20 protein-coding genes are annotated in these 19,394 nt (G+C 32.6%); 14 read left to right on the top strand and 6 right to left on the bottom strand.

The genetic code is table 11. The features are described from left to right. The first annotated feature begins 65 nt into the window (after window positions 1-65). Window positions 66-719: an NADPH-dependent F420 reductase gene (locus CLU82_RS16535; RefSeq protein ID WP_100844127.1), complete on the top strand. Its 654-nt coding sequence runs from the start codon at window positions 66-68 to the stop codon at window positions 717-719. A 131-nt stretch (window positions 720-850) separates the two neighbouring features. Here the strand turns inward: CLU82_RS16535 and CLU82_RS16530 are convergent, their stop codons facing one another. Then, on the bottom strand, window positions 851-1,858 hold the full coding sequence (locus CLU82_RS16530; RefSeq protein ID WP_100844126.1) for an LLM class flavin-dependent oxidoreductase: 1,008 nt from the start codon (window positions 1,856-1,858) through the stop codon (window positions 851-853). 41 nt (window positions 1,859-1,899) lie between these two features. After that, on the bottom strand, window positions 1,900-2,532 hold the full coding sequence (locus CLU82_RS16525) for an NAD(P)H-dependent oxidoreductase (protein ID WP_100844125.1): 633 nt from the start codon (window positions 2,530-2,532) through the stop codon (window positions 1,900-1,902). Window positions 2,533-2,642: 110 nt separating this feature from the next. On the opposite strand from CLU82_RS16525, the gene CLU82_RS16520 reads away from it, so the two are divergent. Both CLU82_RS16520 and CLU82_RS16515 read left to right on the top strand, forming a co-directional pair. After that, window positions 2,643-2,996, top strand: a complete 354-nt coding sequence (locus tag CLU82_RS16520; protein WP_100844124.1) for a helix-turn-helix domain-containing protein — start codon at window positions 2,643-2,645, stop codon at window positions 2,994-2,996. Between the two features lie 90 nt (window positions 2,997-3,086). Continuing rightward, complete coding sequence (locus tag CLU82_RS16515) at window positions 3,087-3,974, top strand: carbon-nitrogen hydrolase (RefSeq protein ID WP_100844123.1); 888 nt, start codon at window positions 3,087-3,089, stop codon at window positions 3,972-3,974. A 131-nt stretch (window positions 3,975-4,105) separates the two neighbouring features. Here the strand turns inward: CLU82_RS16515 and CLU82_RS16510 are convergent, their stop codons facing one another. Further along, on the bottom strand, window positions 4,106-5,632 hold the full coding sequence (locus tag CLU82_RS16510) for a choice-of-anchor I family protein (protein ID WP_100845064.1): 1,527 nt from the start codon (window positions 5,630-5,632) through the stop codon (window positions 4,106-4,108). 379 nt (window positions 5,633-6,011) lie between these two features. On the opposite strand from CLU82_RS16510, the gene CLU82_RS16505 reads away from it, so the two are divergent. Next, window positions 6,012-7,052, top strand: coding sequence for an agmatine/peptidylarginine deiminase (locus CLU82_RS16505; RefSeq protein ID WP_100844122.1), 1,041 nt, complete (start codon window positions 6,012-6,014; stop codon window positions 7,050-7,052). 67 nt (window positions 7,053-7,119) lie between these two features. Here CLU82_RS16505 and CLU82_RS16500 read toward each other — a convergent pair whose 3' ends face one another. Continuing rightward, window positions 7,120-9,399: a M1 family metallopeptidase gene (locus CLU82_RS16500; protein ID WP_100844121.1), complete on the bottom strand. Its 2,280-nt coding sequence runs from the start codon at window positions 9,397-9,399 to the stop codon at window positions 7,120-7,122. A gap of 251 nt (window positions 9,400-9,650) precedes the next feature. Between CLU82_RS16500 and CLU82_RS16495 the strand changes: the two genes are divergently transcribed. The 3 genes from CLU82_RS16495 to CLU82_RS16485 all read left to right on the top strand — a co-directional run bounded on the left by CLU82_RS16495 (window position 9,651) and on the right by CLU82_RS16485 (window position 11,782). After that, window positions 9,651-10,499: an aldose 1-epimerase family protein gene (locus tag CLU82_RS16495; protein WP_100844120.1), complete on the top strand. Its 849-nt coding sequence runs from the start codon at window positions 9,651-9,653 to the stop codon at window positions 10,497-10,499. A 21-nt stretch (window positions 10,500-10,520) separates the two neighbouring features. Then, complete coding sequence (locus tag CLU82_RS16490; protein WP_100844119.1) at window positions 10,521-11,072, top strand: GNAT family N-acetyltransferase; 552 nt, start codon at window positions 10,521-10,523, stop codon at window positions 11,070-11,072. A 152-nt stretch (window positions 11,073-11,224) separates the two neighbouring features. Next, on the top strand, window positions 11,225-11,782 hold the full coding sequence (locus CLU82_RS16485) for a DUF3575 domain-containing protein (RefSeq protein ID WP_100844118.1): 558 nt from the start codon (window positions 11,225-11,227) through the stop codon (window positions 11,780-11,782). Between the two features lie 3 nt (window positions 11,783-11,785). Here the strand turns inward: CLU82_RS16485 and CLU82_RS16480 are convergent, their stop codons facing one another. After that, a complete protein-coding gene (locus tag CLU82_RS16480; protein WP_100845063.1) occupies window positions 11,786-12,016 on the bottom strand; it encodes a VF530 family DNA-binding protein in 231 nt (76 codons plus the stop codon). A gap of 71 nt (window positions 12,017-12,087) precedes the next feature. Between CLU82_RS16480 and smpB the strand changes: the two genes are divergently transcribed. Both smpB and CLU82_RS16470 read left to right on the top strand, forming a co-directional pair. Then, the gene (smpB, locus tag CLU82_RS16475; RefSeq protein ID WP_100844117.1) at window positions 12,088-12,540 is read left to right on the top strand and encodes an SsrA-binding protein SmpB; all 453 of its coding nucleotides are present in this window, start codon (window positions 12,088-12,090) and stop codon (window positions 12,538-12,540) included. 91 nt (window positions 12,541-12,631) lie between these two features. Further along, window positions 12,632-13,303, top strand: coding sequence for a hypothetical protein (locus CLU82_RS16470; RefSeq protein WP_100844116.1), 672 nt, complete (start codon window positions 12,632-12,634; stop codon window positions 13,301-13,303). A 153-nt stretch (window positions 13,304-13,456) separates the two neighbouring features. Here CLU82_RS16470 and CLU82_RS16465 read toward each other — a convergent pair whose 3' ends face one another. Continuing rightward, complete coding sequence (locus CLU82_RS16465; protein ID WP_100844115.1) at window positions 13,457-14,098, bottom strand: protein-L-isoaspartate(D-aspartate) O-methyltransferase; 642 nt, start codon at window positions 14,096-14,098, stop codon at window positions 13,457-13,459. A gap of 165 nt (window positions 14,099-14,263) precedes the next feature. Here CLU82_RS16465 and CLU82_RS16460 point away from each other — a divergent pair, with 165 nt between their 5' ends. The 5 genes from CLU82_RS16460 (at window position 14,264) to miaA (ending at window position 19,390) form a co-directional block, all read left to right on the top strand. Next, window positions 14,264-15,229, top strand: coding sequence for a Gfo/Idh/MocA family protein (locus CLU82_RS16460; protein WP_100844114.1), 966 nt, complete (start codon window positions 14,264-14,266; stop codon window positions 15,227-15,229). 89 nt (window positions 15,230-15,318) lie between these two features. Further along, on the top strand, window positions 15,319-16,206 hold the full coding sequence (locus CLU82_RS16455; RefSeq protein ID WP_100844113.1) for a 3-hydroxyacyl-CoA dehydrogenase family protein: 888 nt from the start codon (window positions 15,319-15,321) through the stop codon (window positions 16,204-16,206). 18 nt (window positions 16,207-16,224) lie between these two features. Next, the gene (locus CLU82_RS16450) at window positions 16,225-16,884 is read left to right on the top strand and encodes a YggS family pyridoxal phosphate-dependent enzyme (RefSeq protein ID WP_100844112.1); all 660 of its coding nucleotides are present in this window, start codon (window positions 16,225-16,227) and stop codon (window positions 16,882-16,884) included. 55 nt (window positions 16,885-16,939) lie between these two features. Continuing rightward, entirely contained in the window at window positions 16,940-18,301 is a 1,362-nt protein-coding gene (locus CLU82_RS16445; RefSeq protein ID WP_100844111.1) for an exonuclease domain-containing protein, read from the top strand. A gap of 162 nt (window positions 18,302-18,463) precedes the next feature. After that, window positions 18,464-19,390, top strand: coding sequence for a tRNA (adenosine(37)-N6)-dimethylallyltransferase MiaA (gene miaA, locus CLU82_RS16440; RefSeq protein ID WP_100844110.1), 927 nt, complete (start codon window positions 18,464-18,466; stop codon window positions 19,388-19,390). The last annotated feature ends 4 nt before the right edge of the window (window positions 19,391-19,394 follow it).

Here is a 19,394-nt window from a genome sequence, read left to right as displayed (position 1 = left end):
ATTAGTTATGTAATATGCTTTACTTATTTTTTTTAACTTTATAATTCAAATATAAAATAAACAGAATGAAAATAGCAGTTTTAGGAACAGGAGCAGTTGGTATAACAATAGCTTCCAAATTAATTGAATTGGGCCATCAGATAATGATAGGCTCTAGAAGTAAAACGAATGAAAAAGCGATTGAATTTACAAATAAATTTGATCAAAACGCCAGCAATGGAACTTTTGAAGAGGCAGCCTTTTTTGGAGAAATTATCTTTAATTGTATCAAAGGTGAATTTGCTATTCAAGCACTAACATCTGCAGAAAAAGGTATTCGAAACAAAATCCTTATCGATGTTAGTATTCCAGTAAACACACACAATGGAGCGCCATTGAGTTTACTCCCTGAACTTTGCAATACCAATTCATTGGGTGAAGAAATCCAAAAAAACTTTCCAGATACCAAAGTAGTAAAGACCCTAAATACCATGTGGAATACCTTAATGATATCTCCATCCATGCTTAAAAACGGTGATCATACCAATTTTATATGTGGTAATGATGATGAAGCTAAAGCTAAAGTAAAAAGCTTGCTTAATGAAATTGGTTGGAAAAATGAAACCATTCTAGATTTAGGTGACATAGTGGGCTCCAGAGGAACAGAAGCAACAGTGCTGTTATGGTTGAGAATTTGGGGAGCAACAATAGGTACTTTTAGCCTTAAAGTGGTTAATTAATAAAAAAACAATTAGAAATATCTTCAAAAGCTAACCCTTTTTGAAGACATTTTTTTATTATAAACCATTAAGATATTTAGAAAATTTAGACTTAATTTTTCTAAATATCTTAATGGCAAAATTTTAAAATTTTAAAAAGTCAAAGTATCCACAACTTCTTTGAGCATTCGCAAACTTTTTAATTTATCTTGATGGTCATATATAGGACTACTAATCATCAATTCATCAACACGAGAATACCTGATAAATTCTTTTAACTCTTTTACCAATGTCTCCTTACTGCCTATAAACGAACCAGCAGTCATTTGGTTCACATGAAAACGAGCTTCTTCACTCATATCATTCATAAGATCTGTCAGAGAATCTACTGGAGGTTGCAACGGTTTTCTGGTATTTTGAACTAAATTCTGAAACATTTGATACAAACTGGTGGATAGAATTTCTGCTTCTTCATCCGTATCGGCAGCTATTACATTGACGCAAGCCATTGTTTTAGGTTCCTGAAGATATTCTGATGATTTAAAATTCTCCCTGTAAAACTCGAAAGCCTGAATCATTTGTCTGGCTGCAAAATGTCCTGCAAAAGCATACGGCAATCCGTAAGCCGCCGCCAAAGTGGCGCTATCCATACTAGAACCTAAAATCCAAATAGGAACATTTGTACCTTCTGCTGGAAAAGCACGAACACTGGCTGTAGCATTTTCTAACGAAAAATAATTCTGTAATGCCGAGACATTCTTTGGAAATCGTTGTGATTCCTCAAAAAAGTCCTTGCGAATGGCTTGTGCCGTTTGTGAATCTGTTCCAGGAGCTCTTCCCAAACCAAGGTCAATTCGGTCAGGGTATAAAGTTGCCAATGTACCAAACTGTTCGGCGATAATCAATGGGGAATGATTCGGTAACATTATCCCCCCCGATCCTACTCGTATATTTTTTGTCAAACTCGCAACATAGCCTATCAAAACCACAGTTGCTGTACTAGCAACGTGAGCCATATTATGATGCTCTGCCAACCAAAACCGATTGTATCCCAAACTATCGGCAAGCTGTGCCAATTCTTTAGTTTTTTGCATCGTTTCGGTGGCATTACTACCTTCAGTAATTATGGCTAATTCTAATAAGGATATTGGGATTTTCATATTGCTATTGGATTTGTACAAAATTAGGTATTATGAAACTATTACTTAATTTCGGTAACAAACTTTTCTTTTGGAGTTCTTACTTTTTTCATATTAACCAACCAATCATTAGCTTCGTCTCTGTAACCAAGTGGCAAAATCACTGCGCTTTTCAATCCTTTTTCTTTTAATTCTAAAAGTTTATCCAATTCGTCGTTACTAAAACCCTCCATTGGTGTAGCATCTACTTGTTGTTCTGCTGCAGCAACCATGGCAACTCCCAATGCTATATATGCCTGACGAGCTGCATGATTAGCATGCCATTCGGTAGAAAGTGGCTCATACATTCCCCAAAGTGTTTTTTTGTAGTCATCCATTTTATCAGCCGGAAGTCCTCTTTCAGCTAGAGTTCTATCAAAAACTTTAGTGATTTTTTCCAGTGAATATCCATCCCAAGCAGCAAAAACCAATAGATGAGAACAGTCTGTTATTTGACTTTGATTCCACGCAAATGGTTTAATTTTTTCTAGCAACTCAGAATTACTGATTACAAATATTTCATATGGCTGTAATCCAGATGATGATGGAGATAGTCTTGTAGCTTCCAATATGTAATCTAGTTTTTCTTGCGGTACTGTTTGACCGTTCATTTTCTTTGTGGCATAACGCCAGTTCAAAGCTTCTATTAATTTCATGTGTATCTCTTTTTTAAAATAAGTTAATACAAAACTACACAAACCTTGTTACTTTTAGTAACTTTGTAACCAAAAGTAATAGTGACAAAAAAGTAACTAAATAACATTGTATGATCATTGAAGAGAACCACTCAAAAAAAGAATGTACTAACAGGATTATAGCGATTCACGACGTAATGGATATCCTTAATGGTAAATGGAAAGTCTCCATTATTGCGTGTCTATGCTTTCAAAAAATGCGCTATACAGATATTTTGAAAGAAGTTAAAGGTATATCTGGAAAAATGCTAAGTAGAGATTTGAAAGAACTAGAAGCAAACCTACTTATTACCAGAACTGTTGTAAACACTCAGCCCATTACAGTAGAATATGAAATTACTGAATATGGTTCTACTCTAAAAAAAGTGATCAATGTAATTGCTGACTGGGGTTTTGAGCATCGAAAGAAAATAATAGCAAAATAATGCATTAACAACCAATTTCTATATTTTCCAATTCTGAAGAGTATAACTCTTCAGAAAAAATAACTATTTTTGCACTCTAATTTTTTTACCATGTCAAAGAAGAAATACAAAATAGCAGTAATCCAATTAAATTTAAACGACGTTGCAGAAAACAACCTAAAAAAATGTTTGAGTTGGGTTCGTGATGCAGCCAATCAAGGTGCCGAAGTAATTTCGCTACCTGAATTATATAGCAGTCATTATTTTTGTCAAAGTGAAGATGTTGATAATTTTGCTTTAGCAGAACCATTATACAGTACTTCCTTTATTGCTTTTAGTGCTTTGGCAAAAGAATTAGGTGTAGTAATCATTGTTCCTTTCTTCGAAAAAAGAATGGCAGGAATTTACCATAACAGCGCTTACATCATTGATACTGATGGATCTGAAGCTGGTTTGTACCGAAAAATGCACATTCCAGATGATCCACATTTCTATGAAAAATTCTATTTCACGCCTGGTGATCTAGGATTTAAGACTATTCCAACTCAAAAAGGAAAAATAGGAACTTTAATTTGCTGGGATCAATGGTATCCAGAAGCAGCGAGATTAACAGCTTTGAAAGGAGCCGAAGTTTTATTTTATCCAACTGCAATTGGATGGCATCCACAAGAAAAAGAGCAATACGGAGAAAACCAACACGGTGCTTGGATGAGTGTCATGAAAGGTCATGCTGTTGCTAATGGAGTGTATGTAGCTGCCGCGAACCGAATTGGATTAGAGCAATATCTACCTGATACAGCAGGAATTCAGTTTTGGGGATCATCGTTTATTGCAGGACCACAAGGAGAAATTTTGGCACAAGCCTCTCACGATAAAGAAGAAATCTTAATAGCCGAAGTTGACTTAGATTTACAAGAAAATGTCCGTCAGAACTGGCCATTTTTCAGAGATAGAAGAATTGATGCTTTTGGTGATATTACCAAAAGAGCTATTGACTAATTTGTTTCTAAATCACCATAAAAACATAAAATCTACCATTAGTAATAACTTACTCTTGGTAGATTTTTTTAAACTAATATCTAAATAAATTCTTTTAAAATCTTAGAAACTTAGTCTCTAAGTAACTTTTATTAATTCAAATCAGGCTGGTAAATTTTTACAGTACCGTCTCCTTCACTGCTTACTACCAGTAAACTTCTTTTCGTTGGACTTTTACTAGCAGGAATATAAAAAACTCCTTCAGGTGCATCACCGGTTTTTAAAGCTTGTAAATATTTTGGAGCTGTTGGAATACTTATATCATACATCATTACAGCATCAGCTCTTTCCAATCCTACAAACAAAATTTGTTTATCTCCCATTTTGGCCGTATAAACTGCTTCTGGTTCTGCTCCTTTATCATCACTTCGTCCATCATCATACACACCAAAATCATTCGCTTTTCTGTCTAATTCGTTTTTACTATCAAATACTAATTGTCCAGTTGCTCCATTCCAAATAGAAAATGAACGTGCACCAAACCCTACTAATTCATCAAAATCACCATCACCATCTATATCACCCATTTTGGTATTGATATTTAATCTTCCCATACTAGCATCTGCTTTTAAAGCAACAGCATTGGGAAAAATAGCTGGATCCAATACAACTGAAGAATTATTAATTCTTTTCACATCCGTAAAAGCACTGTATTCACGAGCATCACCTTCATTGGCAGTCACAAGATATTGCACATTATTCATTTCAAAGTTGCTAATTGCATCTGGCTGAAACATTCCTTTTAATTTCCAAGTATTAAAAGCTATTGCACCATCTTTATCACTAATATCAATTGCATTTTCTGCTAAACTATAGTCTTTATATCCTAAAGGAAAAATCTGAGTAATTTTTTTAGTCGTCAAATCAATTTTAGCAATACCATTGTTCTCCTGAAGTGTTACCCAAGCCGTTTTAGAATCGGCAGAAACGGTAATATATTCCGGTTCAATATCCGCAGCAAAATTATTAGTTGCGCTAGCAATTCGGAAACCTTTTGTTTTTAAAGTTGCCAATTCACTACTAAAACTAGCAAAATTCAATGTTGTAACAGCATAATTAGACGCTATATCAATAATAGAAACCGAACCATCAGGATCTTGTGAATAATCATCATTTGGTTCACCTTCATTAGCAGTTAATATAAATTTACCATCATGAGAATAAGTAATCATATCTGGTAATGCTCCAACAGTAACTTCTTTAACAAGAGCGTAATTTGAAGTTTCAAAAACCACAACTTTACCAGGATCTTGCTTATTAATTTTTGACTCCATAGCCACTGCTAATTTTCCGTTAAACGTCGTAACACTATTAGCCGCTCCACTATAAGGAGCTAAATCAATACTTGCTACTAAAGTTGGTTTAGTAGGATCGGATATATCAATTACATCAATTTTATTAGTACTACTGTTATTTACTGTAAACAGTCTTTTGGTAGTTTCATCATAAGCGCTAATCTCTGCAGCTCCAGTTCCTCCTATCGTTAATGATCCAATTTCCTTAAAAGTTGATGGGTTTTCGTTTACCATTTCTTCACTAGAATCATTAGAATCATCATTCTTTTCACAACCAATAATCAAAAATAAAATTGCAAATGCAACAAGGCCTTTCTTTATCATTTTTTTTAAAGTTTTAATTTTTTTCAAAAATAACATTCAAGGCTACTGCGCTAATTATGGAACTATTATCAAATGTTTACTATAACAATTCCATAATTTGTCAATCATTAAATAATTATTAAATTTTATATTTAAGGAGAGAAATAAAAAGGCATTTTTAAGAAAAATAGTTTCCTGCTGTCCACTATATCTTTTTATAAAGAAAAAAAGCTTTATAAAAAGGACTCCACTACCATCAGGGCTAAAAGGAGAGATGTTATATTTTTGCTAACAAACCCAAAACTACAACTTTCAACTTTCAACTTTCAACTAATAATTCTCGCTTTCATTAATCCTACTGTTTGCATATCTTTGCACACATTTCAATTAGCATTTATCTATGACAGCAATTACGAGACGATTTCCTGCGGAGTGGGAAAAACAACAAGGAATTTTATTGTGTTTTCCACATAACGGTAAAGACTGGCCAGGAAAATACGAAGCCGTACAATGGGCTTTTGTTGAATTCATCAAAAAAGTAGCTACTTATGAACAAGTTTTCTTGGTAGTAACCAATGAAAACCAAAAAAGTAAAGTAAATGAGATGTTAGAAACGGCTCACGTAAAAATGAGCAATATCTCTTTCATCATACACAAAACTAATCGCAGTTGGATGCGCGATTCTGGACCAATTATTGTAAAAAATGGCACAGAGAGAGAAGCATTGAATTTCAATTTCAACGGTTGGGCCAAATACAAGAATATCAATCTTGATAAACATGTTCCGGCCAAAGTAGGCGAGTTTCTTAATATTCCAGTAACCCAAGTAATGTACAAAGGTAAACCTGTTATTGTTGAAGGCGGTGCTATTGATGTTAACGGACGTGGTACCTTATTAACTTCCGAAGAATGTTTAATGCATCCTACTATCCAGGTTCGAAATGAAAATTTCACCAAAGAAGATTACGAAGCCGTTTTCAAAGAATATTTAGGAGTAACTAATGTAATTTGGTTAGGAGATGGAATTGAAGGGGATGATACCCACGGGCATATTGATGATTTATGCCGATTTGTAAACGAAGATACCATTGTAACAATTGTTGAGACAGATAAAAATGATTCTAATTATAAACCTTTACAGGATAATTTGAAACGTTTACAAAATGCGAAGTTAGAAAACGGAAAATCTCCAATAATTGTAGCTTTGCCAATGCCAAAACGTGTCGATTTTGAGGATTTAAGATTACCTGCCAGTTATGCCAATTTCTTAATTTTGAATAACTGTGTTTTGGTTCCTACTTTTAATGATAGTAACGACAGAGTAGCTTTAAATATTTTATCTGAATGTTTCCCAGATCGCGAAATAATTGGAATTAGCTGTGTCGATTTTATTTGGGGATTCGGAACATTACATTGCTTGAGTCAACAAATTCCAGAATAAAATATATTATAAAAAAAAGACTTGTAGAAATCTACAAGTCTTTTTTTTTATATGAGTAAGAATATTTTTAATCTCTGGTAAAAGGTATTTTTTGATCTGCACTAATAATCATATCAAATCCATTTTTAGCTTCGTTAAACTGAAATATAACTCCTGCCTCTTTAGATTCAAATTTATCTTTATCAATTTGAGTAAGTGAAAATTTAGGATAATTTGTAATTTCAGCGAAGAGTACGCTATTTTTTTCAGTAAATTCAATTTTTAATGGCGCTTTAGTAGTCGAAAATTTCCCTAAATAACCATCTAAAATAACATCCTTCTCAATTGTTCCTTTATCAGATTTCCAAGTATTATTACTTTCGTTCACATCAGGAAATACATGACTTGGATCAATAACTACACTCTCTATTTCTTCGGTAGTATCTACTTTGAAAGACCAAACTATATTACGTTGCCAAATTTCTACTGGTAAATTAACACGGGTAACTTTTCCGCTTTTTGTTTTTACATCTAAAACTACAGGCATAGGCATTTTTTCAAAGTTTTCAATAGTAATTACAGCTCCTTTACCTGGATCGTTTTTCACATATTTAACTGAATTTACTCCTTGATCTAAACGCCAGTTATTAACAAACCACCCTTTCCAAAACCAACTTAAATCCTCTCCAGCAACATTTTCCATTGTTCTGAAAAAGTCATCAGGTGCTGGATGTTTGTAAGCCCAACGTTCAACATAAGTTCTAAAAGCCAAATCAAAACGCTCTTGTCCCAATATCTGTTCTCTCAACATTATCAATCCAGCACTTGGTTTAAAATAGCACAAAAGACCAATATTACTTTCCTTCATATTATCTGGTGAACTCATAATAGGTTCCGTCTTTGGATCTGTAAAATAATCAGCACTATTATGCATATCGGTTACTTTACTTTTATACTCACCTTTATTAAAATCGACAGAACTTAAAGAATTGATAAAAGTGTTAAAACCTTCATCCATCCATCCAAATAAACGCTCATTAGAACCTACAATCATTGGGAACCAACCATGACCAAATTCATGATCTGTAACTCCCCATAAATCTTCTCCTTTAGATTCCCATCCACAAAAAACAATTCCTGGATATTCCATTCCTCCCTCATTTCCTGCAACATTGGTAGCTACTGGATAAGGATATTCAAACCATCTTTTAGAATAATTTTCGATTGAAGTTTTGGTATATTCTGTTGCACGTCCCCAAGCTTCATTGCCTGCACTTTCAACAGGGTAAGCCGATAATGCCAGTGATTTTGCACCGCTTGGTAAATTAATTCTGGCGCCATCTAAAATAAAAGCTGGTGAAGAAGCCCATGAAAGATCTCTTGCGTTCTTGATTTTAAAATGCCAAGTTTTTACCGATATTGTTCCCGCATTTGAAACATTGGCTGCAACCTCTTCAGCTGTACGAATCATTATTGTTTTTTCGCTTTTCTTAGCTTCAGCAAGTCTTTTTTGTTCGGTAGTGGAATACACAGCTGTTGGGTTTAACAATTCACCTGAACAAACTACAATATGGTTTGATGGTACCGTAATATTTACATCAAGATCGCCATATTCTAAATAAAACTCAGATGCTCCCAAATACGGATTGGTATTCCATCCTCTTAAATCATCGTACACACACATACGTGGATACCATTGTGCAATAGTAAAAATTTTACCATTTTTAGTATCTAAAACTCCCGTCCTATCCGAACCTTCTTTTGGGGAGATATAAGAAAAATCAATTTTAATGCTGACTACACCGCCTTTAGGCTTCAAGTCATCTGGAAGAAAAACTTGCATTCTGGTATCTGTAATACTAAATTTTGCTTCTTTCTCAACAGATTTGCCTTTTGAAATTGAAACTATTTTAACAGATTTGATTTTATGTCCTCCATCAAAAACTTCTCCTCGCGCACCATTACGGCTTCCATTAAGTGGAATAAGTGCATTTCCTCTAGAGTCTGCTTTGAATAAATTTTGATCCAAATGCATCCAAACAAATGTCATTTTATCGTTACTATTATTGGTATAGGTTACTACATCTGTACCAACAATTTCATTTGTCTTTTCATTTAATTTAGCAGTCAATTTATAGTCTGCTCTGTTTTGCCAATACCCATATCCAGGTTCACCACTAGCAGAACGCGTAGGCGTTGCATCTTTTGTATAAAAAAACGGCCCAAAAGCATCATGATAATCATACTTTGAAACAGGAGTGGAAGTGGAAGCTGATGTAGTAATAGCTGGAGTTTCTTGACTCCATGAGTTGCTAAACACAATTAATAAAGCCATTTGTAATACAGCTCTAAAACGATTGTTTTTCATATAGTTGCTTTTAAATTTAAGGTAAGATTCAATCCGTAGATATTAGACAGTTGTTTTTAATATTTTTTTATACTTAATTCATGTTTATCAACTATCCAAAGCAAATTAATGGAAAAAAAAATGATTTTCATCTTAAAATTAAGAATTTGATTGATTTTCGCTGCAAATAATTTTTATTTTTTCTTCTTCAAGTAAGAATTATAAAATATCTTTACAACAGCATTTCTTAACAACAAAAAACAACTATTATTGTGACTACAACTATTTCCAACTCATTTTTAACTGCAGAAATAAAACACATAGGAGCCGAATTATGTTCTTTAAAAGATAATTTGAATAAAGAATATATCTGGAATGGAAATCCTGCCTTTTGGGGAAAACACTCTCCTATTTTATTCCCAATAGTTGGTACTTTAAAAAATAATTCCTATCAACATAACAATTCTGAATATCATTTATCACGTCACGGTTTTGCACGTGAAATAGAATTTAAAATAATTGACAAACAAGAAAATAGCGCGACTTTATTATTAATGGCGTCTCAAGAAACCAAAGAAAAATATCCTTTTGATTTTGATTTGTACTTAATTTATACTATAGAAGGCAAAACATTGAAAGTAGAATACAAAGTATTTAACAAAGGAAAATCAATAATGCCTTTTTCAATTGGGGCACATCCGGCATTTGATTTGCCAGGAAATTTTGAAAATTATAGCTTAGCCTTTGAAACGAAAGATACTTTAGAATATTTTTTATTAGAAGATGGGCTAATTTCAAATACTACTAATACCCTATCATTGGATCAAAATCAATTGCATTTGAATCATAAATTATTCGAAAATGATGCTTTAGTTTTCAAAAACATAGAATCCAAATCAGTTACAATTTTAGAGAATTCAAATCCGTTTTTAAAAGTAAGTTACCCTAATTTTCCAGATTTAGGCATTTGGACTCCAAATGCTCCTTTTATTTGTATTGAACCGTGGTTTGGATATTCTGACACTGTGGATAAATTTGGTTCCCTTTTGGACAAAGAAGGAATTAATATCTTGGAAGCTAATGATACATTTAATTCTGCTTTCACTATTGAAGTTCTATAAAACAATCTCAAATTGAATGCTATGCTAAAAATTAATTTTTTACCATTTCCAATATTAAAAACCGAACGATTATTATTAAGGCAATTAACTGCAAATGATGCAGACACTCTTTTGGTTTTACGTTCGAATGAGCAAGTCATGAAATACATCCCAAGACCTTATCTCAAAACCAAAGAAGAGGCCTTAGAACTTATTGCAATGTTTGATGACAAAATAGAAAATGGAATTGGTATTAACTGGGGAATTACATTTTTGAATGATCCCGAAAAAATTCTAGGAATCATAGGACATTACCGCATGAAACCAGAACATTACAGAGCTGAAGTCGGATATATGCTATTCCCAGAATACAATGGAAAAGGGATTGTTTCAGAAGCATTACGAAAAGTAGTTGAATATGGTTTTAACGAAATGAAACTACATTCTATAGAGGCTATTTTGGATCCTGAAAATATTGCATCTGAGAAAGTTTTATTAAAAAATGGCTTTGTAAAGGAAGCTCATTTAATTGAAAATGAATTTTATGAAGGTCGTTTTCTGGACAGTATGATTTATTCTAAATTAAACAGGTAATTCTTTTTATTTAGCTTTTTTACAATTTTAGGTTTAAATAAAAAAAACATAAAATCTTACAAAAAATTAATCTATTCCCTAAATCAGTTATATATTTGTTCTCGAATCTTTTATATCACTTAATTTAGCAGCATTATAACTCGATTTTTTTAATGAAAAAACTATTTCTTCTTCTATTTCTTTTAATTTCAATTTATTCTCAATCTCAAACTTATATAAAAGTCAATGCTATTACAGCTTTAGTCCTAGTGCCAAATATAGGGATAGAAACTAGCATTGGAAAAAAATCTACTTTTCAATTTGATGTTCTGGCTTCTTTTTGGAGTTCAATAGATGGAAAGCCTAGAGAATTTTACACTTTTACACCTGAATACAGATATCATTTTCATGAAAAATACAATGGCTTTTATGCTGGAGCAAATATTGGCGCTTCCATTTTTAATGTTCAAAAACCCACCAAAGATTATTGGGGTACCGATATGTATGAGAAAGGATTTGGTTATTTTGTAGGTGCTACCATAGGTTATCAAAAAAAAATAAATAACCGATTCATGCTCGATATTTTTTTAGGAGGTGGTTGGCATCAATCCTATTACAATGGTTACTACATAAGTACTGGTGAGCGTTACGAATTTGTCGAACACCACAACAAAAGTGGTGAATGGTTACCCTATAGAGGTGGTTTAATGATTTCTTATCGCCTCAATTGAATCTTATTTTTTAAATTTCGGAATTGTTTTTACATAAAGCTCTTCTACTTGTTTCCGTGCCCAATCTGTTTTTCGTAAAAAGGTAAGACTTGATTTAACTGTCGGATTTTGATTGAAGCATTTTATAGAAATCAGTTCACCCAAGGTATCAAAACCATAATGTTCTACTAAAGTTTCGACTATTTTTTGAAGCGTGATTCCATGAAGTGGATCTTTTGATTGTTGTTTTTCCATAACTGCAAATTTATAGCATTTTATAAAAAACAATTGGTCTTTCATTAATTAGTTCCTAAATTTGTCCAACTATGCAAAAAATTGTCAACATACTCAACAAAAGAGCCCGATTCGATTATGAAATTCTAGAAACTTATACCGCTGGAATTGTTTTGGCTGGAACCGAAATCAAATCTATTCGATTAGGAAAGGCGAATATTACTGAAAGTTTTTGTGAATTTAGCAATAATGAACTTTTTGTTATCAATACTTATATTGAGGAATATAGTTTTGGTAATCAATTTAACCATAAAGCTCGAAGTGAACGCAAACTACTTTTAAATAAAAGAGAATTAAAAGGTTTAGCCCGTAGTGTACAAGCCAAAGGATTAACCATTGTTCCCTTGAAATTATTTACCAATGAAAAAGGAATAGCCAAATTACAGATAGGTCTTTGCCGTGGTAAAAAAACGTACGACAAAAGAGAATCGCTAAAAGAACAAGATACCAAAAGAGATTTGGACAGAATCAAAAAGGCTTATTAAATAAAAACCTCGTTAAAATTTTGTTTTTTTTAATGTTATTTATGTCAAAAAATAATTACTTTTACTTGTATTAAAACAAACAAACAAAATTATGAGAAAAATTTTAATTGCCTTAATCTGTGTATTCTTTGCCAGTTGCGGAAGTAATACCTCAATAGTATCAAGCTGGAAAGATCCAAATGCTACACTTTCTAAAGAACAATTCAAAAAAGTATTAGTTGTTGCTTTAGCAAAAGACGAAAGTACAAGAAGAGCTACTGAAAATAGAATTGCATCTATAAACCCAACAGTATTAAATCCTTCTTTTAATTATTTAAATCAACAAAATTTAAACCTTACTCAGGAGCAAAAAATAAGTATTGTCCAATCAGAAGGATTTGACGGAGCTATTACTTTACGTTTCATTAGAGCTGACAAACAAACTGAATATGTTCCTGGAACTTCAAATTACTACGGCGGAATGGGATATCCTGGAATGGGATATGGTTACGTAGGTGGCTACGGAATGGGTTACGGTGCAGGATTTGGTGGATGGTATGGTGCTTATGCTCCTGCTTATTACACTCCGGGCTACTATCAAGAAAATGTTTACTATTATATTGAAACTAATATTTTTGATTTAAAAAATAATAAATTAGTTTGGAGTGCCACTACAAAATCACTTGATGTATCAGATATAAACACTACCGTTGATGAAATCATGGAAGCCTGTGTACAACAAATGAGAGCTGATGGCTATATGGATCCAAAAGCAAAAAAATAAAACTATCTTTCTTTAAGAAATTAGAAAGCCTTCTCAATACTATTTTGAGAAGGCTTTCTTAATATATTGAATTTAATCAAAAACATTCATAATTCATAATTCATAATTCATAATTCATAATTCATAATTCATAATTCATAATTCATAATTCATTTAATTCTTATCTTCTAATAAAGGAACAAAACGAAACTCACCAAATTCATGTTTTTCAAATTGGGTTTCATTGATACGAATGAGCATTGTCATAATTTGAACATCCTCTCCCAATGGAATAACAAGTCTGCCCCCAACTTTGAGTTGCGCCATTAAAGGTTGCGGAATAAAAGGAGCTCCTGCTGTTACAATAACACTATCAAAAGGCGCATAATTTGTAAGCCCTTTATATCCATCTCCAAAAGAAAGATGCTTAGGACGAATTCCTAATTTAGGTAATAAAGTAGAGGTTTGTTTGAACAACTCATTTTGTCTTTCTATAGAAAAAACCTGAGCTCCCATTAAACACAAAACAGCAGTTTGGTATCCAGATCCTGTACCAATTTCAAGTATTTTATGTCCTTTTTGAATTTCTAATAATTGAGATTGAAAAGCTACTGTATAAGGTTGGGAAATAGTCTGACCTGCTGCAATAGGAAAAGCCTTATCTTGATAAGCGTAATCTTCAAAACTGGAATTTAAAAACAAATGACGAGGAATTTTTTTAATAGCTTCTAGCACATTTTTATCCGTAATTCCTTTTTGCTTTAAGGTAGTTACTAATTGATTACGAAGTCCTTGATGCTTGGCTGTATCTTTCAAAATTTAAAGTTTTATTAAAAAACAAAAATAGAAAACTAAATCAATTTCTTCCTCAAAATAAAAATCAAATTGTCGTGTATAATAATAAAAAATAACCATACAATTTAGAATTTTATAAATTGGAATTTCTTATTTTATTACTATTTTTGTGGAAACATCATTATTATGCTGAAAATTGGAGTATTAGGTGCTGGGCATCTAGGTAAAATACATTTGCGTTTATTACAACAATCTGAAAAGTATGAATTAGTTGGTTTTTATGACCCCAATCTAGAAAACGCCGAAAAAATAAACAAAGAATTTGGTTATAAAAATTTCAATACCATTGCAACACTGATTCATGCTGTCGATGTTATTGACATCGTTACCCCTACACTTTCTCACTATAAATGTGCTAAAGTAGCCATCAAATCAGGGAAGCATGTTTTTATTGAAAAACCTATTTCTAATACCGTTGAAGAAGCCGAAGAAATCATTGCATTAGCAAAAGAATATAATGTAAAAGGTCAGGTTGGTCACGTAGAAAGATTCAATCCTGCCTTTATTGCTACCAAAAACATGATTGAAAACCCCATGTTTATTGAAACACATCGATTAGCAGAATTCAACCCTCGGGGAACGGATGTTCCTGTTGTTTTGGATTTAATGATACATGATATTGATGCTATTTTAAGCGTTGTAAAATCGAAAGTAAAAAACATCAATGCCAGCGGAGTTTCAGTTATTAGTGATACTCCTGATATTGCAAATGCCCGAATTGAATTCGAAAATGGCTGTGTGGCTAATTTAACAGCTAGTCGAATTTCAATGAAAAACATGCGTAAATCAAGATTTTTTCAAAAAGATGCGTACATCTCAGTTGATTTTCTTGAAAAAAGATGTGAAGTAGTAAAAATGAAAGATGCACCAGAAGTTCCTGGAGATTTTGATATGATTTTGCAAAATGCTGAAGGAGTAAAAAGACAAATCTATTTCTCTAATCCAGAAGTGGAACAAAACAATGCTATTCTTGATGAATTAGAAACATTTGCAGATGCAATTAACAATGATACAACACCAGTAGTTACCTTAGAACAAGCAACAGATGCATTAAGAGTTGCTTATCAAATTATTGACTGTTTTAATAAATAAAAAACTAAAAGTTCTACTAAAGTTTAAGGTTTAAAGTCAATTACTAGTCTTTAAATTTTAAACTTTTTTAACTTATAAAAACAAAGAAAATGAAAATTATTGCAGTAATCGGAGCTGGAACTATGGGTAACGGAATTGCTCATACTTTTGCACAAAGTGGTTTTACCGTAAAATTAATAGATGTTTCCGAAAAATCATTAGATAAAGGAATGGCAACCATTGCTACCAATTTAGATAGAATGCTTTCTAAAGGAACCATTACTGAAGAAGACAAAATAAAAACTTTTACTAATATTATTACCTACACAGATATTAAAGACGGAGTTATTGGAGCTGATTTAGTTGTCGAAGCTGCGACTGAAAATATAGATTTAAAACTTAATATTTTCAAGCAATTAAACGAAGTCTGTTCACATAATACGATTTTAGCAACCAATACATCTTCTATTTCTATTACTCAAATTGGTGCTGTTGTAGCACATCCAGAACGTGTAATTGGAATGCATTTTATGAATCCTGTGCCAATCATGAAATTAGTAGAAATTATTCGTGGATACAATACTAGCGATGAAGTTACAACCATCATCATGAAGTTATCTGAGAAATTAGGAAAAACTCCTGTTGAAGTAAATGATTATCCAGGTTTTGTAGCCAATCGAATTTTGATGCCAATGATTAACGAAGCAATAGAAACACTATATAACAAAGTAGCAGGAGTTTACGAGATAGACACCGTAATGAAACTTGGTATGGGACACCCTATGGGACCTTTGCAACTAGCCGATTTCATTGGTCTTGACGTTTGTCTTGCAATTCTAAATGTAATGTACGATGGTTATAAGAACCCAAAATACGCTCCTTGTCCTTTATTAGTAAATATGGTAAGGGCTAGAAAATTAGGAGTAAAATCTGGTGAAGGATTTTATGATTATAGCGAAAGTAAAAAAGCTGAAAAGATTTCTAAGCAGTTTGTTTAATCTTTAATCTTCCAACTCATGTCCATTCAACAAAACCTTCAAAATATAAAATTATCTCTTCCTGAGCATGTTACTTTGGTAGCTGTTTCTAAGACCAAACCTGTTTCTGATTTGATGGAGGCATATAATTCTGGGCAACGTATTTTTGGTGAAAATAAAATACAGGAAATGTTAGATAAATGGGAGCAAATGCCCAAAGATATCGAATGGCACATGATAGGTCATGTACAAACCAATAAAGTTAAATATATGGCCCCTTTCGTGGGTTTAATTCACGGAGTGGATAGCTTGAAATTATTAGAAGAAATCAATAAACAGGGCTTGAAAAACAATCGAGTTATTGATTGCTTACTCCAAATTTACATCGCTGAAGAAGAATCAAAATTTGGACTTGATGAAGAAGAATTATCAGCACTTCTAGCCTCTTCAATTTTCAAAGAAATGAAAAACATTAGAATTATAGGTTTTATGGGAATGGCTACTTTTACAGAAAATCAAAACCAAATCAAAAAAGAATTCACACATTTGAAAACCATTTTTGACTATCATAAAAATTTGAAATCTGAAATCTGCAATCTAAAATCTCTTTCTATGGGAATGTCTGGTGATTACCAATTAGCAATTGCATGCGGTAGTACTATGGTTCGAATTGGAAGTAGTATCTTTGGAGGAAGATAGATCTATTTTTGCTCTCAGAATAAAAAACTGAATACTAAAAAACTGAACACTGAATTTGTACGCAATACTTGACATAGAAACCACAGGAGGACAATTCAACGAAGAAGGAATCACGGAAATTGCTATCTATAAATTTGATGGGCATGAAATCGTAGATCAATTTATCAGTTTAATCAATCCTGAAATTCCAATCCAACCATTTGTCGTAAAACTTACAGGTATAAACAACGAAATGCTTCGTAATGCCCCTAAGTTTTTTGAAGTAGCCAAACGCATTATCGAAATGACAAACGACTGCGTACTTGTGGCTCACAATGCTTCTTTCGATTACAGAATACTCCGTACAGAATTTCGTCGTTTAGGATATGACTTTAATATAAAAACTCTTTGTACTGTCGAATTATCGCAACGTTTATTACCCGAACAACCTTCTCATAGCCTAGGAAAACTAGTGAGAGCTTTGGGAATTCCAATGGCTGACAGGCATAGAGCCAGTGGCGATGCAATGGCAACTGTCAAGCTTTTCAAGATGCTATTGGACAAAGATTTAGAAAAAACCATTGTAAAAGAACTCATCAAGTTTGAAGTAATCAAAGGCGTTTCACCCAAATTATTGGATATAATCGAAAGCCTCCCTTCCAAAACTGGAATTTATTACATCCATCGGCAAGATGGAACGATTATATATATAGGTCAAAGCAAAAACATAAAAAAAAGAGTAAATCAACATTTTACCGGCATAACCAGTAGTGCCAAAAAAATCCAATCTGAAGTATTCACAGTAACCTTTGAAGAAACAGGCAGTGAATTGATTGCCCTATTGAAAGAATCGGAAGAAATAAAGAAAAACAGCCCCATTTACAATAGAATGGCACGCAAAAAAACGCTGAATTGGGCTATATATGCTGAAAAAGATACTGATGGATACTTGAATTTAAAACTTCAAAAAGCAGATGGCCGCAAAAAAGAAATAACTGCTTTTTCCAGTCAACAAGAAGGAAAAGGTGCGCTTAATCGCATTACCACAAGCTATCAATTGTGTCCAAAACTAACAGGTCTTTCGGATTCAAAAACTACCTGTTCACAAAATGGAAACAATCAATGTGACGGTGCCTGTTCAAAAAAAATAACTTCCGAAGAGTACAATTCGAGAGTTCAGATTTTTATTGACAAAAATCTTTTTGATAATAAAAACATAATTATCATTGACCGTGGCAGAAAAACAGGCGAACACAGTGCTATATTGATAGAAAACGGTATTTACAAAGGATATGCTTTTTATGATTTAAATTATCAAATTAATACTCCAGAAATTCTAAAAAATATTTTGATTCCGATGCCTAACAATAGAAATACTCGAAATTACATTCAAGATTATCTAAGAAAAAATAGAGTCCAAAAAATTATTAATTTTTAAAAAATAATTTAAAGATATAATCTTCTGAGCAAACAAAACGACTCTATTAGTAGGAACTAATCCAACTATAGATTAAAACTCCATAATATTCTAGGTTTTTCATTAACATATGGGCTTGAAAATAAAATCAAGAAGAAAAACCAAAGACATTGATAAAGCTAAATGAAACATTTAATCACCATAGTTGGACCAACAGCCATAGGAAAAACAGCCTTGAGCATCAAATTGGCTAATCAATATAATTGCGACATTATTTCCTGTGATAGCCGTCAATTTTTTAAAGAAATGACTATTGGAACTGCAGTTCCTAATTCCGAAGAATTGGCTTCAGCAACACATCATTTCATTCAAAATAAATCTATTTTTGACCATTATACAGTAGGCGATTTCGAAAAAGAAGCGCTTTCAAAAATCGAAGAGCTATTCCAAGTTAATAATTATGTAATTCTCGTTGGAGGTTCTGGATTGTATGTCGATGCTATTTTGAAAGGTTTCGACGAATTTCCAGCTATTGATCCATCCATAAGAGAAAAAGTAAATTCAGATTATGAAAATTTAGGAATCGAATATCTACAACAGCAATTAGAAATACTAGATCCAAATTACTTTCAACAGATAACAGCAGAAAACCCTCAAACCTTACAAAATCCTCAACGTATGATGCGTTTCGTAGAAGTTTGTATTGGAACAGGAAAACCCTATTCATCGTTTCTAAATCAAAAGAAAAACAATCGAAATTTCACACCCATTCTCATTGGACTCGAAGCTGATCGAAACATTATTTACGAAAGAATAAATCTACGGGTAGATATCATGATGAAAAATGGTCTTTTGGAAGAGGCACAAGCTTTATATCCTCAAAAAGACTTAAATCCATTACAAACTGTTGGATATCGGGAATTATTCAATTACTTTGATGACGAATTCACACTTCCTTTCGCTATTGAAGAAATAAAAAAAAATACCAGAAGATTTTCAAAACGTCAACTTACTTGGTTCAAACGAGAAGAAAACACTAAATGGTTTGATTATTTGACCAATAAAAATGAAATCATAAAGTATATAACTGAATTAATTCATAATTCATAATTCA

The organism is Flavobacterium sp. 5, assembly GCF_002813295.1.
GTDB lineage: Bacteria > Bacteroidota > Bacteroidia > Flavobacteriales > Flavobacteriaceae > Flavobacterium.
The sequence above is the reverse complement of the archived record's forward strand: the minus strand, read 5'-3'. Positions and strand labels throughout refer to the sequence as shown.

Bases quoted from the DNA above. Each gene is read 5' to 3' on its own strand.
- CLU82_RS16485 (WP_100844118.1), top strand. From the start codon at position 11,225: ATGAAAAAACTATTTCTTCTTCTATTTCTTTTAATTTCAATTTATTCT.
- CLU82_RS16520 (WP_100844124.1), top strand. From the start codon at position 2,643: ATGATCATTGAAGAGAACCACTCAAAAAAAGAATGTACTAACAGGATT.
- CLU82_RS16525 (WP_100844125.1), bottom strand. From the start codon at position 2,532: ATGAAATTAATAGAAGCTTTGAACTGGCGTTATGCCACAAAGAAAATG.
- CLU82_RS16530 (WP_100844126.1), bottom strand. From the start codon at position 1,858: ATGAAAATCCCAATATCCTTATTAGAATTAGCCATAATTACTGAAGGT.
- CLU82_RS16505 (WP_100844122.1), top strand. From the start codon at position 6,012: ATGACAGCAATTACGAGACGATTTCCTGCGGAGTGGGAAAAACAACAA.
- CLU82_RS16490 (WP_100844119.1), top strand. From the start codon at position 10,521: ATGCTAAAAATTAATTTTTTACCATTTCCAATATTAAAAACCGAACGA.
- CLU82_RS16450 (WP_100844112.1), top strand. From the start codon at position 16,225: ATGTCCATTCAACAAAACCTTCAAAATATAAAATTATCTCTTCCTGAG.
- smpB (WP_100844117.1), top strand. From the start codon at position 12,088: ATGCAAAAAATTGTCAACATACTCAACAAAAGAGCCCGATTCGATTAT.
- CLU82_RS16460 (WP_100844114.1), top strand. From the start codon at position 14,264: ATGCTGAAAATTGGAGTATTAGGTGCTGGGCATCTAGGTAAAATACAT.
- CLU82_RS16470 (WP_100844116.1), top strand. From the start codon at position 12,632: ATGAGAAAAATTTTAATTGCCTTAATCTGTGTATTCTTTGCCAGTTGC.
- CLU82_RS16535 (WP_100844127.1), top strand. From the start codon at position 66: ATGAAAATAGCAGTTTTAGGAACAGGAGCAGTTGGTATAACAATAGCT.
- miaA (WP_100844110.1), top strand. From the start codon at position 18,464: ATGAAACATTTAATCACCATAGTTGGACCAACAGCCATAGGAAAAACA.
- CLU82_RS16480 (WP_100845063.1), bottom strand. From the start codon at position 12,016: ATGGAAAAACAACAATCAAAAGATCCACTTCATGGAATCACGCTTCAA.
- CLU82_RS16455 (WP_100844113.1), top strand. From the start codon at position 15,319: ATGAAAATTATTGCAGTAATCGGAGCTGGAACTATGGGTAACGGAATT.
- CLU82_RS16515 (WP_100844123.1), top strand. From the start codon at position 3,087: ATGTCAAAGAAGAAATACAAAATAGCAGTAATCCAATTAAATTTAAAC.
- CLU82_RS16510 (WP_100845064.1), bottom strand. From the start codon at position 5,632: ATGATAAAGAAAGGCCTTGTTGCATTTGCAATTTTATTTTTGATTATT.
- CLU82_RS16500 (WP_100844121.1), bottom strand. From the start codon at position 9,399: ATGAAAAACAATCGTTTTAGAGCTGTATTACAAATGGCTTTATTAATT.